The 13,294-nt window shown below is 52.6% G+C and carries 10 protein-coding genes; 7 read left to right on the forward strand and 3 right to left on the reverse strand.

The window, feature by feature from the left end; translation table 11 throughout:
• Nucleotides 1–4: 4 nt before the first annotated feature.
• Both EJN92_RS17600 and EJN92_RS17605 read right to left on the reverse strand, forming a co-directional pair.
• On the reverse strand, nucleotides 5–4,066 hold the full coding sequence (locus tag EJN92_RS17600) for a Pls/PosA family non-ribosomal peptide synthetase (protein WP_126129006.1): 4,062 nt from the start codon (nucleotides 4,064–4,066) through the stop codon (nucleotides 5–7).
• Between the two features lie 315 nt (nucleotides 4,067–4,381).
• Nucleotides 4,382–4,738 (reverse strand): FKBP-type peptidyl-prolyl cis-trans isomerase, encoded by a 357-nt coding sequence (locus EJN92_RS17605; protein WP_126129007.1) that lies wholly within the window; start codon nucleotides 4,736–4,738, stop codon nucleotides 4,382–4,384.
• 336 nt (nucleotides 4,739–5,074) lie between these two features.
• Here EJN92_RS17605 and EJN92_RS17610 point away from each other — a divergent pair, with 336 nt between their 5' ends.
• The 6 genes from EJN92_RS17610 to EJN92_RS17635 all read left to right on the forward strand — a co-directional run bounded on the left by EJN92_RS17610 (nucleotide 5,075) and on the right by EJN92_RS17635 (nucleotide 11,144).
• Nucleotides 5,075–6,049, forward strand: coding sequence for a YVTN family beta-propeller repeat protein (locus EJN92_RS17610; RefSeq protein ID WP_126129008.1), 975 nt, complete (start codon nucleotides 5,075–5,077; stop codon nucleotides 6,047–6,049).
• Nucleotides 6,049–6,870 carry a polysaccharide deacetylase family protein gene (locus tag EJN92_RS17615; protein WP_194074946.1) on the forward strand — a complete coding sequence of 274 codons (822 nt, stop codon included), beginning with the start codon at nucleotides 6,049–6,051 and terminating at the stop codon, nucleotides 6,868–6,870. Before EJN92_RS17610 ends, EJN92_RS17615 begins: the two co-directional genes overlap by 1 nt.
• Nucleotides 6,867–7,871 (forward strand): sterol desaturase family protein, encoded by a 1,005-nt coding sequence (locus EJN92_RS17620; protein WP_126129009.1) that lies wholly within the window; start codon nucleotides 6,867–6,869, stop codon nucleotides 7,869–7,871. Before EJN92_RS17615 ends, EJN92_RS17620 begins: the two co-directional genes overlap by 4 nt.
• Complete coding sequence (locus EJN92_RS17625) at nucleotides 7,868–8,683, forward strand: EI24 domain-containing protein (RefSeq protein WP_126129010.1); 816 nt, start codon at nucleotides 7,868–7,870, stop codon at nucleotides 8,681–8,683. Before EJN92_RS17620 ends, EJN92_RS17625 begins: the two co-directional genes overlap by 4 nt.
• Nucleotides 8,684–8,995: 312 nt before the next feature.
• Complete coding sequence (locus EJN92_RS17630; protein ID WP_126129011.1) at nucleotides 8,996–9,781, forward strand: competence/damage-inducible protein A; 786 nt, start codon at nucleotides 8,996–8,998, stop codon at nucleotides 9,779–9,781.
• Nucleotides 9,782–9,818: 37 nt separating this feature from the next.
• On the forward strand, nucleotides 9,819–11,144 hold the full coding sequence (locus EJN92_RS17635; RefSeq protein WP_126129012.1) for a TAXI family TRAP transporter solute-binding subunit: 1,326 nt from the start codon (nucleotides 9,819–9,821) through the stop codon (nucleotides 11,142–11,144).
• Between the two features lie 14 nt (nucleotides 11,145–11,158).
• On the opposite strand, the gene EJN92_RS17640 is transcribed toward EJN92_RS17635, so the two are convergent.
• On the reverse strand, nucleotides 11,159–11,389 hold the full coding sequence (locus EJN92_RS17640; RefSeq protein WP_126129013.1) for a DUF3820 family protein: 231 nt from the start codon (nucleotides 11,387–11,389) through the stop codon (nucleotides 11,159–11,161).
• Between the two features lie 170 nt (nucleotides 11,390–11,559).
• Between EJN92_RS17640 and EJN92_RS17645 the strand changes: the two genes are divergently transcribed.
• Nucleotides 11,560–13,293 carry a M14 family zinc carboxypeptidase gene (locus tag EJN92_RS17645; protein ID WP_126129014.1) on the forward strand — a complete coding sequence of 578 codons (1,734 nt, stop codon included), beginning with the start codon at nucleotides 11,560–11,562 and terminating at the stop codon, nucleotides 13,291–13,293.
• Nucleotide 13,294: the final 1 nt, after the last annotated feature.

Here is a 13,294-nt window from a genome sequence, read left to right on the forward strand (position 1 = left end):
GCTCTTAAAGTTGTGGAATTGCCTGTGCAATCGATGCCGGGCAGCCGCGCCAGCTCGATTTTGCCGGGATAAACTCGCCCTTCATCACCAGCGTGAGAGCACCTAATTTGGCGTCATCACCCACTACGGCGCTGTATAGCACCGCGCTGCGCGGCCCCATGTAGACGCGTTCACCGATTTTTACATGGTCGATCTTCATGACGCGGTCTTCAAATAAATGGGTTTGCGGGCAGGCTAGGGCATTGATTTCGCTATATGCACCGATGCTGACGCAATCAAATTCCGTAATGTCGGTGGTGTCCAGGTACACGCCTTTGCCGATTTTACTGCCGAGTAAATTGAACACCAGCGGCAGCCAAGGTGTGCCGCGCAGATAACGCATGAAATTTGGTACTGCAATGCCCTCGTATAAATTGGTGATGGCTTCCGAGAGCCAGACAAATTTGGTCCACATAGGCGTACTACTTTTTTGGTAGCGTCCCATGAAGATCCATTTTAAAGCCAAAACAAAGGCGAAGCAGCCTAGTCCATACGCTAAACCTGCTAACAGCAGGTAATACAGAACTTCGCCCCACAAGTCTTCATCTGCCAGTGGCATCAGATCGAGCACGATGGTGTAGCCGACCGAAATCACCATCGCATGCGGTGCCACGATACGGAAAGTCTCTACCAGAGTGCGACCTATGCGACGCCATACTGAGGGATGAAAGGTCAGCTCTTCAGGGAAGCCTTTGACTTCTTCGCGCGCCGGTAAATGGATGGCCGGTGAGCCTAGCCAAGTGTCACCGTTGCGCATGGTTTCATTGGCCGGGGCGCTACTGTGCACGCCGATTAATACATTCTCAGGCAGGATGGTGCCATCCGGAATATACGCGCCGTTACCGACAAAGCTGCGGCGTGAAATCACGGTGGGCTGCATGCTCATCCAGCCGCCATCGATCTGTTCGTCACCGAGTAAAACTGCATCGGCGATAAAGGTTTCATCGCCCAGCGTCAGCATGTCTGGGACCACGCCTAGTGCGGTCGAGATCTCCGCACCTTTGCCTACTTTTGCACCCAGTAAACGATACCAAAACGGCGCATACACGGTGGCATATACCCCATGCAAGACATTCAGACTAGCTTCCTGAATTTGATTCACCAGCCATTTGGCGCAATAAGTATTGCCATGCACAGAGTAACTGCCAGGTTTGAGCTTTGGTAAAACGCTCCAGCGTATTCCGGCCGATAGCAGGGCGGTGCAGAGTATTAAGATCGCGGTGGCAGGGAAGGCCAGAATAAAATATTTAGTCAATTGAAAAGCAATCGAATTTCCTTGTAACCAAGGAAAAGTCTCGACGTTATCGAGCATGTCGATCGCGACAAAACTAGGGAAGACCGGCAGAAAAAATAGGGCGGCAATCAAGGCACTGCCAAAGATGAAGAAGATCGCTTCGGCCGCCAGGCGTAAGTTTGATACTGGTGGGCGCGCTGGAAGCGAGCTAGGCTCAAAGGCTCCGATATCATGCGCTGGCGAGCCACGCCAGATCCGTCTGGCAGGAATGCTTTGCCCTTCGCTGAGTGCCGATTGCCCTTCCAGATGGCCATATTCGCCTATTGTGACACCACCTTCGAGTATCGCGTACGAGCCTACGCAGGCATTTTGGCCTATCTTGATATGCCCGAGTCGCAATTGACCACGTTCGATGCGGGCATTTTCAAAATTACTCGCATTGCCTATGCTGGCCAGGTCGCCAATCTCTAGCAGATCCGGGGCGCGTAAAGTCATAGAGCCAATATTCACGTCTTTGCCGATTTTTGCGCCCAGTGCGCGCAACCACCAAACGTATAGCGATGAGCCGCTTAACATATACACTGGGGCGGCCTCGATCAAGCGATCCGCCAGCCACCAGCGATAATAGGTCCAACCCCACAGTGGATATGAACCCGCCTTTAATCGGCCGACGATCAGCCATTTACCGAGGATGGCAAGCGCAAACTCCATTATCGTCAGCAATAAAAATACTCCTACCGACAAAGCGATCGCTCTCGGTATCGAGTCGTCGGCATCGCCAGTTAGAAAATGATAGGCAAAAAAAGGTGCCAACCATTGCATCATGCGCATCGCCACCAGGCAGGGGATAGCGATTGCCTGCGCCGCGCCGCACACCCAGCGCTTAAAGTCAGACGGCGGAGTCCAGCGATCCGCTTCGGTCTCGGCCCCAATTTCTATTTGCGATTGCGCCAAGACCATGGCGATCTGGCCTAGGTGTCTATGCTGATAAATATCGCTGATCTTGAAATAGGCAAAGCGTGCATCGGCGCGCAAGGCCGACACCAGACGCGCGGCCAGTAAAGAGTGACCACCCAGATCGGCGAAAAAATCGAGTTCTCTGCGCACTGGCTGACCAGGAAATAATTTGTGCAAGGCGCTAAATAAAACTTCCTCAGCTGCATTGCTGGCGCGGTCCGATTCTGCCGAACTACTCAGTACGGTCAGCGGGCGATTTTTGAGTTCTTTGCGATCTATCTTGCCCGAGGTGAGACGTGGCATTTCCAATAGACTCTCAAACCGTCCCGGCACCATATACGGTGGCAACACCGCTGCCAGGTTTGCCCGGAGTAGGGCGCTAGAAAGTGTCTGATCGGCTTCCGCTACGATGAAGGCGATCAAGTGATCTATGCCTTCTTCCTGGCGCAAGATCACCGCCACCGTGCCTACCCCAGCTTGCTTGGCCAATACTGCTTCAATTTCACCCAGTTCTACCCGAAAACCGCGGATTTTTACCTGATCATCGGAGCGTCCCAGACATTGCACACTACCATCCTCATCGATACGCGCCAGATCGCCAGTGCGGTACAGGCGCTGATCATAGTCGCCGCTGGCCCAAGGGTTGGTGATAAATTTTTCTACTGTTAAATCAGGGCGACCTAGGTAGCCTTGAGCGACACCGGGGCCGGTGATGCACAACTCACCCGTGGCGCCGCGTGGCAATAAAACCAGGCCATTTTCCAGGGCGGTATCGATTACCAGCAAACCATAATTGGGCAAAGGCTTGCCGATAGTCACAGGCTGGTTTAACTGCAGTTCGGCCAGGCTGGCCGAGACCGTCGCCTCGGTCGGGCCATAGGTGTTAAATAATTGCCGTCCCGGTTTGACCCAGCGTGTCACCAGTGTCTCTGGGCACATCTCGCCGCCCAGATTAATAATGCGCAAACTAGGCACGTCGCGGCTAAACAAGGCCAGTAAGGTCGGTACTGCATGCAGTACCGTGACTTGGTTTTGGTTCAGTGCTTGTGGCAGCGCATCGGGATCTAAGGCTACCTCGCGCGGGGCTATCCACAGACAGGCGCCGACCAGATAACTGATCCAGATTTCTTCAAACGACATATCAAAGGCAACCGAAAAACCCTGATACACACGGTCTGTGCTGCGCACCCCCAGCACGCTGTTTTCGCTGCGCAAAAAATGGCAGATACTACCCTGAGTAATCACTATACCCTTGGGTTTGCCGGTCGATCCTGAGGTGTAAATTACATACGCAGGGTCGCTGGGCGAGCTGCCTTGACGGCGCAATAAAGGCGAATCTGATGCCTGCAACAGATCTTCGGCGCACCAGACTTGGCAGGGCAGGCTGCTCAGTTGTGGCGCTAGCGCCTGGCAACTAAGAATGCCAAAGGCTTGCGCATCTTCCAGGCAGACTGCGATACGCTCAACTGGTGTATCTGCATCAAACGGCAACCAGGCCGCACCGCTCTTGGCGATGGCGGCCTGCATGACTAATAAATCGATACCGCGTGGCAGCCACAGACCAATAATCTGCCCCGGCCTGACGCCAGCCGCGATCAGCTGCGATGCAGCGCGGTCGGCTTGCTCATTGAGTTGCGCATAACTTAGCGTCTGCTCGCCCAAGATCAGGGCTGGTTGCTCGGCGAATTGCGTGGCACTGGCTTCGAGTAGATCGGCCAAGATCTCCTTGCGTATCAGTTCAGGCTGGGTCGCACCGTACAAAATATCTGGATGCTTAAGGATTCCGGACTTGCTTTCGGATTGAGTCGGTATGGCAGTGGCGCTAGTGTGAGGCATAAAAACAAGGCAGACTTTTAGGTGTTAGGGACGCATAATTGTGCGGCATTAGTGCTGCATTAGCGCATGCTGAAAGCTCGGCTTTTGACCATCAGCGGCGTGGCAGTTTAACATTTTGCCCCGATTTTGAGTCAAATTTTACAACGCCAGTGGCGCGCCCTGAGTCCTGCATTTTGACGGCTAAAAAAATCCTCCGGGGTTCCGGAGGATTCATATACTAGCCAGGGGTATCTACCTAAGTGACTGGCTCGCGCATATACTATATGCGCGAACGCGGTGCAGATAAGCATACTCCCCTAAAAACCGGAATTCGTATTAAACGCCCAGCAATTCAACTTCAAAAATCAAAGTCGCGTTCGCTGGGATTACGCCGCCCGCGCCGCGAGGGCCGTAACCGAGTGCCGAAGGGATAGTCAAGACACGGGTGCCGCCGATTTTCATGCCTTGCACGCCTTCATCCCAACCCTTGATGACTTGGCCTGCGCCCAGCGCGAAAGAAAATGGAGTGCCACGGTCTTTGCTGGAATCGAATTTTTTACCGGCGCTGCCATCGGCATTTTGCAACCAGCCAGTGTAATGTACGTCTACGTTATTGCCCGCTTGCGCTTCGGCACCGGTGCCGACAACTTTATCTTCGTATTGCAAACCGGATACGGTAGTGATGCTAGTCATGATGATGTCCTTAGATGTGTTTTAGGGCTTAAACAAAACCGCCCCAGCGTGGTGCTAGCGTACTATGTTCGGCGCTACGCCTGGCTGGAATAATTTTGCCTAAGCCCTTTGTTTGATGAAAAAACTGGCGCAATTGTAGACCAAAATCGCGTCAGGCTCAGCGCGCGGCGCGGCTTGCTTTCGTAAAAAATGCGTAAAATTGAGTAAGCGTGCTTGATTTTTCGCAAAATAGTGTAAAAAGAAGCAGGCTTTTTATGGATAGCTGAGCTTGCCCTGCCTAGGCGCGGTAAAATACGCCTTATCAATTTTGTTCATTTTTTTAAAGCGGTAAACTACATGCAGCTTCGTTTTATAGCTTTATCTTTGGTGTTATCTTCGCTGTTGTCCGCACTGTTTCAAGACGCTAAGGCTGATGTGGTGGTGGTACTTAATTCTCGCGATGCCACCGTGACTTTACTCGATCAGGAAACTCAGAAAGAGCTAAGCAGCTTTCCTATCGGTAAAGAGCCACATCATTTAATGGCCACACCGGATAATAAATCCCTGATCGTGGCCAACGCAGTTGGTGATGAGTTGGTGTTTCTCGATCCTAAGACCGGGCAGATACAAAGACGCATCAAAGATGTGGCCGATCCGTATCAGATCGGTTTTTCGCCGAATCAAAAATGGTTTATCTCTAATTCGCTCAGACTCGACCGCGTTGATTTTTATAAATACGACGGCAAGGATTTTACGCTAGTCAATCGCACCCCTTTAGCTAAACTGCCTAGTCATATGGCCTTTGATGCCGCCAGCACCACGGTCTTCATCACCCAGCAGGGCAGTGATCAAGTCTCGGCGATCGATCTGGCAACGCAAAAAGTAAAATGGACTATCCCCGTCGGCAAACTGCCAGCCGGTATCGTCATGACGCCGGACGATAAGCATTTGCTAGTCGGTATCATGGGTAAGAATTATGTCGAGGTCATAGACTGGCGTACTCAAAAAACCGTCAAGCGCATTACCGCAGGCGAAGGCACGCATAATTTCCGATCCATGGGCGATAAGCGCCACGTGTTCGTATCTAACCGTACTTCCAATACCATCAATATCATCGATCAAGTGACGCTGGAAAACGTAGGCACCATACCAGTGCCGGGCGGCCCTGATTGTATGGAGTTGAGCGCCGACGGTAAAACCCTGTGGGCCACGCTGCGCTGGATTAAAAAAGTTGCAGTAATCGATGTCGCCAGCAAAAAAGTCATCAAGCTCATTCCTGTCGGTCGTTCACCGCATGGCGTGTACTTCTATGACCGTGCGCCGAATATGTAATGAAGAAACCTGCCCGTCCTGCGCTTAAGCTTGCACTGCTGTGCGCAGCAGCGCTGGGCGTTGTCGCTACTGCCGACGCGGCCATGACCGTAAGTACGACGGCCACAGGTCGCGCCTGCCAAGGCACTATCTACCTCAGTTTCGATACCGGCAGCCAATCGCAAGCCGAACTCATCGCCCAGACTTTAGCTCGTCACCGTATTAAGGCGACGTTTTTTCTGGCGAATGAAAAAACCTTCAACGGCGATTATTCACTAGACCCAGCCTGGGCAACTTACTGGAAACAATTGCAGCAAGACGGCCATGCCTTTGGTAGTCATACTTTTGATCACGTGTATTTTTTGCGTGATTTGCCCGAAGGACGGGTCGAGGTCAAACCGCAGTTCGGTGCGCAAGCCGGTAAAAAACTGGTTTGGAGCACGCAGCAATATTGCGCCGAGTTGGCGCGCGTCGATCAGCGTTTTAAGCAATTAACTGGCGTTCAGCTTGATCCCTTGTGGCGCGCCCCCGGTGGCAAACTCAGCCCTCAGCTTGAGAAAGCCGTGCTCAGTTGTGGCTATCGTCACGTCGGCTGGTCGCCGGCCGGTTTTTCTGGCGATGAATTGCCTAGTGAGAGCTGGAGTAATCCGGCTTTACTCAAGCGCGCGCTGGATGGCCTAAAAGACGGCGACATCTTCATGGCGCATCTGGGCATCTGGTCGCGCAAGACCGCCTGGGCACCCGAAAACCTGGAACCCTTAATCCAAGGACTGGAGCAAAAAGGTTTTTGCTTTGCCACCTTGCGTGAACATCCTCTTTATTCTGTAAAAAAACATCCATGAATTTTTTAGATCTTTTTGCTAATGCGCAGGCTTGGATTTTTGAAACCATCGTGCAGCCACTTGTGTTTCAAATCGGCCTAGGTGAGTTCGTTGAAGATGCTTTTCACGGGGTCGAATGGTTTTTGATGGGGGTTTGCGAATTGCTAGTGCTGTACATGCTACTGCGTCCCTTGGAAGCGCTGATACCCGTGCATAAAATCACCGATCGCAGTGCGCGCTGGAATGATTTTATCTATACCGCCTTGCATCGCTTGGGTATTTTTTCAGTGGCGATTTTTTTGTTGCTCGACCCCTTGCTCGACAGCCTGACGGCCGAGTTGCATCTGCAGGGCATGAACCCGTTTAATCTGGAAAACCTCTGGCCAACAATGTTGGAATATCCGGTGCTGGTGTTCTGTATTTATTTGCTGGTGCTGGATTTTTTTGACTACTGGTATCACAGAGCCGAACATCAATTTAACTGGTGGTGGGCGCTGCATAGTCTGCACCACAGCCAGCGCAATATGAATCTGTGGAGCGATAATCGCAATCACTTATTCGACGATATTTTGCGCGACATCTACATGGGTTTGATCGCGATTGCGATCGGTGTACAGCCGGGCCAATATCTGACACTGGTGGTGTTGTCGCGCATGCTGCAGAGTCTGCAACACGCCAATGTACGCATCCATTTTGGCCGCATCGGCGAGTATTTGCTGGTCTCACCGCGCTACCATCGTACTCACCACGCGATCGGGGTCGGTCACGAAACCCATGGCAAGGGCAGTATAGGCGGGCATAATTTTGCGGTCTTGTTCCCGATCTGGGATGTGCTGTTTGGCAGCGCTCTATTTATTCAGGAATATTCCATGACCGGCATTCGCGATCAATTAGTCGCGCCAGAGGGCCGCTCACGCGATTATGGGCGCGGCTTTTTCTCGCAACAATGGCTGGGCATCAAGCGCTTATTTGGACGCGATGGACCGGAGCAGCAGGTCGTCGCGAGCAAGGAAACGCCATGAATTTAACTGCGATCGCCCACGCATGGGGCAGGGCGCTGCTGGCGCAATTTCATTGGCGTATTTTGTTCTTGAGCCTGCTGCCGTTTTTCTTGTCGCTGGCCTTGTGGGGGCTGGCTTTGTGGTGGGGCATGCAGGATCTGGTCGATTTTATTCAGGCGTTTTTCGTGAAACACGAAGGATTTAAAACCAGCGGCGCGATCCTGGAATGGACCGGCATGTTGGCATTTAAAACCGTGATCGTGCCTTTCATTGCGATGTGGTTGTTGCTACCCTTTATGGTGCTCACCTCCTTACTGGCGACCGCCTTGATGGCGATGCCGGTGATTAGCCGGCACGTCAGTCGTGCTACTTATCCTGATCTGGAGCAGCGTCAGGGCGGCTCTTTAATCGGCAGTGTATGGCATTCGGCGAGCTCGTTTTTTATTTTTCTGCTGCTCTGGCTAGTGACGCTGCCCTTGTTACTGCTGCCACCCTTGCATTTTGTGGTGCAAGGCTTGTTATTGGGCTGGCTCACCTATCGCGTGATGGCTTACGACGCTTTGGCTGAGCATGCCGATGCTGCCGAGCGACTTAGTTTGACGCGCCAGCACCGCACGCCGTTTCTGATCATGGGCACCATCTCTGGCATCATCGGTGGCGCCCCGATGTTGTTGTGGGTGGGCGGCGTAATGTCCTTCGTGTTCTTCCCGTTTCTGGCGGGACTGGCGATCTGGTTGTACGTGCTGGTGTTTATCTTTACCGGCCTATGGTTTCAATACTATTGCATGGCCGCCTTACAGCAACACCGAAGCGAAGTAAATCGAGCAAACTAAAAGCAGCCCCGCTATAGAATGAAACAGGGGCAGGGGGAACTTCTAAAAACCCGTTAATCGGGATGCAGCGCAAGGCGCAAACCGGAGCAATACGTCGGTATTGCGAGGATCGCATTGAACAATCAACGCCGCGATGCGCCCGAGTATGGGGTTTTTAGAAGTTCCCTAGGCTGGAGGCGCATATTCCATGCGCTTGTTGGCGGCATCTGGCTTGTAGGGCGCATGGAATATGGGCCCTGGGCTTGCCTGCTTTTGAATTGATAGACTAGCCGCCTGTGCCGGTTTTTTTTGTGATGCATCAAGGGAGTGAAAATGGCAATTGGTCTCATCATCATCGGTGACGAAATTTTATCCGGCAAGCGTAGCGACAAGCATTTGCCGCAAGTCATACAGATGCTGGCGGCGCGTGGCCTGCAGCTCGATTGGGCCGAGTATATCGGTGACGATAGGGCGCGCATTATCGCCACCTTGCAACGTAGTTTTGCCAGTGACGATATCGTGTTTTGTACCGGTGGCATAGGTGCCACTCCGGATGATCACACCCGTCAATGCGCCGCCTTAGCGCTGCAATTGTCTTTGGCATTGCATCCCGAAGCGAAGAAATTGATACAGCAAAGGATAGTCGAAACCGCGCCGGATACCGGCCAGGCGGTCGATCTGGACAGCCCCGATAATTTGCATAGACTGAAGATGGGCGAGTTCCCGCAGGGCGCCGCATTGATCCCTAATCCGTATAATAAAATCCCTGGTTTCGCGATTAATAATCATTATTTCGTGCCAGGTTTTCCGGTGATGGCCTGGCCTATGCTGGAGTGGGTGCTCGATACTCATTACAGCCATCTGTTTCATCAAACCCCATTTGCAGAACAAGCCGTGCTGGTGTTTGAAGCGATGGAGGCAACCCTGACGCCGATGATGGAAGCGCTAGAAGCCAAGTACCCGCAGATTAAAGTATTTAGCCTACCCAGCGTTGGCGACGCCAATACCCGTCGCCACATAGAGTTGGGCGTCAAAGGCGAGCCGACTCAGGTGGCGGCCGCGTTTGCCGACATGCTGGCGGGCTTGGATGGTTTTCATGCCGAGTATCGGCCCGCCTGATAAGCTGTTCCTCACCATTAGCCATTAGCTTAGCCCCATGTCGAAAATTAAATTCACACTATTCTCCCTGCGCGATCTACTGGTCGCGTTCGGTCCTATGTTGTTGATGATCTTGGTGGTAGGTGGTTTGGCGTATAAATTGGTCGATCCGGCACCGCCTAGCGATATCGATTTTATTACCGGGCAAGACAATAGTGCCTATGAAGCTTACGCCAAGCGCTACGCGGCCGAATTGGCGAAGAACCAGATCAGCCTCAACTTGCAGGCCTCGCAAGGATCACAAGAAAATCTAGAGAAAATCAGCGACCCCGATTCGGTGATAGAAATCGGTTTCGTGCAGAGCGGCTCTACCGATGAGGCTGAGGCGCGCAGCAAGGGCTTAGTCTCGCTGGGGAGTTTGTTTTATGAACCGATCTGGATTTTTTACCGCGATAAAAAAGAACTCACTAGCATCACGCAATTTAAAAACAAGCGTATCAATGTAGGCACAGAGGGCATGGGTGGAGCCAGGCTGTTTAAACAAATTCTTGATGTCAATGGCATGCAAGAAGTAGATGTGCGGCTCTCGCGACTCGCCACCACCCCAGCCACGGTGGCGCTGCTAGAGGGCAAAATCGACGCCCTCATCATGAGTTCGGCACCCGATTCTCTGATACTGCAAATGCTGTTGCAGACCCCCGGCATACAGCTGTTTGATTTTACTCAGGCCGAGGCGTATAGCCGTCGTTTCCCATTTTTATCGCATGTAGTGCTGCCGCGTGGCATCGTCGATTTTGGCAAAAACATCCCCGCGCGTGATGTTCATTTGATTTCGCCCACCGCCACCCTGGTGGCGCATGAGAGTCTGCATCCGGCGCTGATAGGGCAATTGCTACAGGCTGCGCAAAAAATACATGGCGGCGCTGGTTGGTTCAGTAAGCAGGGCGAGTTTCCGTCTGACCGTTACACCGAAATCCCGGTAGCGGCGCAGGCTGAGAAATTTTATAAGAATGGCCCGCCATTTTTTCAGCGTTACCTGAGCTTTTGGCTGGCCAATTTTGTCGAGCGCATGTGGGTGGTGTTTTTAGCGGCCGGTGCGCTGTTTCTGCCGCTGTCTAAAATCATCCCGCCGCTGTACGTGTGGCGGATACGTTCACGCGTGTATCAGTGGTATGGCAAATTACGACTGGTCGAGCAGGCCTTGGACGAGGTGGCGCCAGAGCGGCGTCAGCAAGTAGCGCAACAGCAATTGAAAAATCTTGATGAGATAGAAGAGAAGGTCAATCGCATCTCGATACCGCTCTCGTATGCCGAAGAGTTGTACGGCCTGCGCAGTCATATCAACTTTGTCCGCAAGCGGGTACAGAGCTTACTTAATACTTAGTTAAGCTGATGGTCTTATTTGCTGCGTGGCGCTGTTTTGCCGCGCAAGGGCAGCAGCAATGCACCCAGATTATTGTGATCGATCTCATACATCAAGGCCAATAATCTGCCGATCTCGCCCTTAGGGAAACCCTCGCGCGCGAACCAGCCCAGATAATGCCCGGGCAAATCGGCAATCAAACGCCCCTGATATTTACCGTAAGGCATTTCACGGCTGACGAGTAGTAAGAGATCTTCGGCTTGCATGGTAATTCCAACAGTGCTTAGGGCAGGAGCACCAATGTACCCGATTTATGCTGCTTGCGTCACAGAAAAGCCTAGCATTTCTCTACCAAATGCTACAATCTGCGCCACGATTTTCTACCCGATATTTACCCGCTCTCTACCCGATACTACCGCAAAAAGAAAGTGCCGCTATGTCCGCCATCTTCAATCACTCCGCCAAATCAGCCAACTCTGCCAGCGTCTATCCGACCCCGTATGAGCTAGGCAATCAGAATCAAACCAGCAGTTGGGAGCAATGTATCCCGTTTTACCAACAACTGGCTGCCGCTTTCCCGCAAATTTTGCAGTTTGGCCAGATCGGTGTCTCCGACAATGGTATCCCCATGCATGCCGGCGTGATCAGCAGCGACGGCGTATTCGCGCGCGAGCAGATCAAGGCCGCAGCGCGACCCGTGTTTTTTAATAATAACGGCATACATCCGGGGGAGCCTGAAGGTATCGACGCCTGCATGGCCTTAGTCAGAGATTTTTGCACCCAGCCAGAACGTCTGGCGGCGCTAGGCTCTACCGTGTTTTTATTCATCCCGATTTACAACGTCGATGGCTGCTTAAACCGGCAAAATACCTCACGCGTCAATCAAGATGGCCCCGAATTATTTGGCTTTCGCGCCAACGGCCGCAATCTCGATTTGAATCGCGATTTTATTAAATGCGACAGCCTGGCAGCGCAGGTATTTAATCAGTTTTTCACTAGCTGGGACCCAGATGTGATGGTCGATACCCATACCTCCAACGGTGCCGATTACAGCTACACCATGACCTTAATCCAGACTCAGGCCGATAAACTGGGCGATGGTCTCGGCCCGTTTTTGCGCAGCACGATGCTGCCGAAAATTTATCAAGACATGCAGGCCCGCGGCTGGCCCACTTGCCCCTACGTCAATCCGGTTAAAGTCACGCCGGATGACGGCATAGAAGATTTTTTAGAAGTGCCGCGCTTTTCTACCGGTTACGCCGCTCTGCATCACACCATAGGTTTCATGCCTGAGACCCACATGCTCAAACCCTATGCCGATCGCTATGCCTCCATGCGCACGCTGGTCGAGGTGGTGTTGGAATTTACCGTGACTAACGCCGCGCAGATCCAGACTTTGCGCGCCGCCGCCAAGCTAGCTGCCAGCCAAAGAAGGCAATGGCCTGTGCAATGGAAGGCCGATCACAGCCAGCCATCGAGTTTTCGCTTCAAGGGCTATCAAGCTGTGTATAGCCCCAGCAAACTGGGCAATTACACGCGGCTTTCGTACGACCGTAGCCAGCCCTGGGAAAAAGACATCGCCTACTACGATCATTTTGTCGCCGCCACTGTCGTCGCTACCCCCAAGGCTTATTTGATACCGCAAGCCTGGCGCGAAGTACTGGAGCGCCTGCGCTGGAACGGCGTCCAGCTGCAAACCCTCACTGCCGACCAGAGCATGCAAGTGCAAGGCACGCATTTTAAACATATAGGCTCGCGCAGCACGCCTTATGAGGGCCACATGTTTCATGACGAGCTAGAAATCACAAACCAGACTGACACTATTCTGGCGCGTGCCGGCGATGTAATGCTGTATCTAGATCAGCCCAATGCCCGCTACGCAGTCGAGACCCTAGAGCCGCAAGCGCACGACAGCTTTTTTAGATGGGGCTTTTTTAATAGCGTGTTAGAGAAAAAAGAGGCTTATTCAGATTACGTGTTTGAAGACAGTGCACTAGAAATGCTGGCGCAAGAACCGGCCTTAAAAGCCAAGTTTGAACTCTGGAAAATCCAGAACCCAGAGCTGCTCAGTGACCAAGATGCGGTGCTGGGTTTTATCTTTGCCAACGGCCAGCGCCATCACGAACCAGAATGGCTGCGCTATCCGGTGTACGCACTGTTTGACATTTAAG

This window comes from Undibacterium parvum, assembly GCF_003955735.1.
Classification (GTDB): domain Bacteria; phylum Pseudomonadota; class Gammaproteobacteria; order Burkholderiales; family Burkholderiaceae_D; genus Undibacterium; species Undibacterium parvum.

What these genes read in the sequence shown, in the direction of transcription:
- EJN92_RS17600 (WP_126129006.1), bottom strand. Translation starts at nt 4,066, where the DNA reads ATGCCTCACACTAGCGCCACTGCCATACCGACTCAATCCGAAAGCAAG.
- EJN92_RS17605 (WP_126129007.1), bottom strand. Translation starts at nt 4,738, where the DNA reads ATGACTAGCATCACTACCGTATCCGGTTTGCAATACGAAGATAAAGTT.
- EJN92_RS17610 (WP_126129008.1), top strand. Translation starts at nt 5,075, where the DNA reads ATGCAGCTTCGTTTTATAGCTTTATCTTTGGTGTTATCTTCGCTGTTG.
- EJN92_RS17615 (WP_194074946.1), top strand. Translation starts at nt 6,049, where the DNA reads ATGAAGAAACCTGCCCGTCCTGCGCTTAAGCTTGCACTGCTGTGCGCA.
- EJN92_RS17620 (WP_126129009.1), top strand. Translation starts at nt 6,867, where the DNA reads ATGAATTTTTTAGATCTTTTTGCTAATGCGCAGGCTTGGATTTTTGAA.
- EJN92_RS17625 (WP_126129010.1), top strand. Translation starts at nt 7,868, where the DNA reads ATGAATTTAACTGCGATCGCCCACGCATGGGGCAGGGCGCTGCTGGCG.
- EJN92_RS17630 (WP_126129011.1), top strand. Translation starts at nt 8,996, where the DNA reads ATGGCAATTGGTCTCATCATCATCGGTGACGAAATTTTATCCGGCAAG.
- EJN92_RS17635 (WP_126129012.1), top strand. Translation starts at nt 9,819, where the DNA reads ATGTCGAAAATTAAATTCACACTATTCTCCCTGCGCGATCTACTGGTC.
- EJN92_RS17640 (WP_126129013.1), bottom strand. Translation starts at nt 11,389, where the DNA reads ATGCAAGCCGAAGATCTCTTACTACTCGTCAGCCGTGAAATGCCTTAC.
- EJN92_RS17645 (WP_126129014.1), top strand. Translation starts at nt 11,560, where the DNA reads ATGTCCGCCATCTTCAATCACTCCGCCAAATCAGCCAACTCTGCCAGC.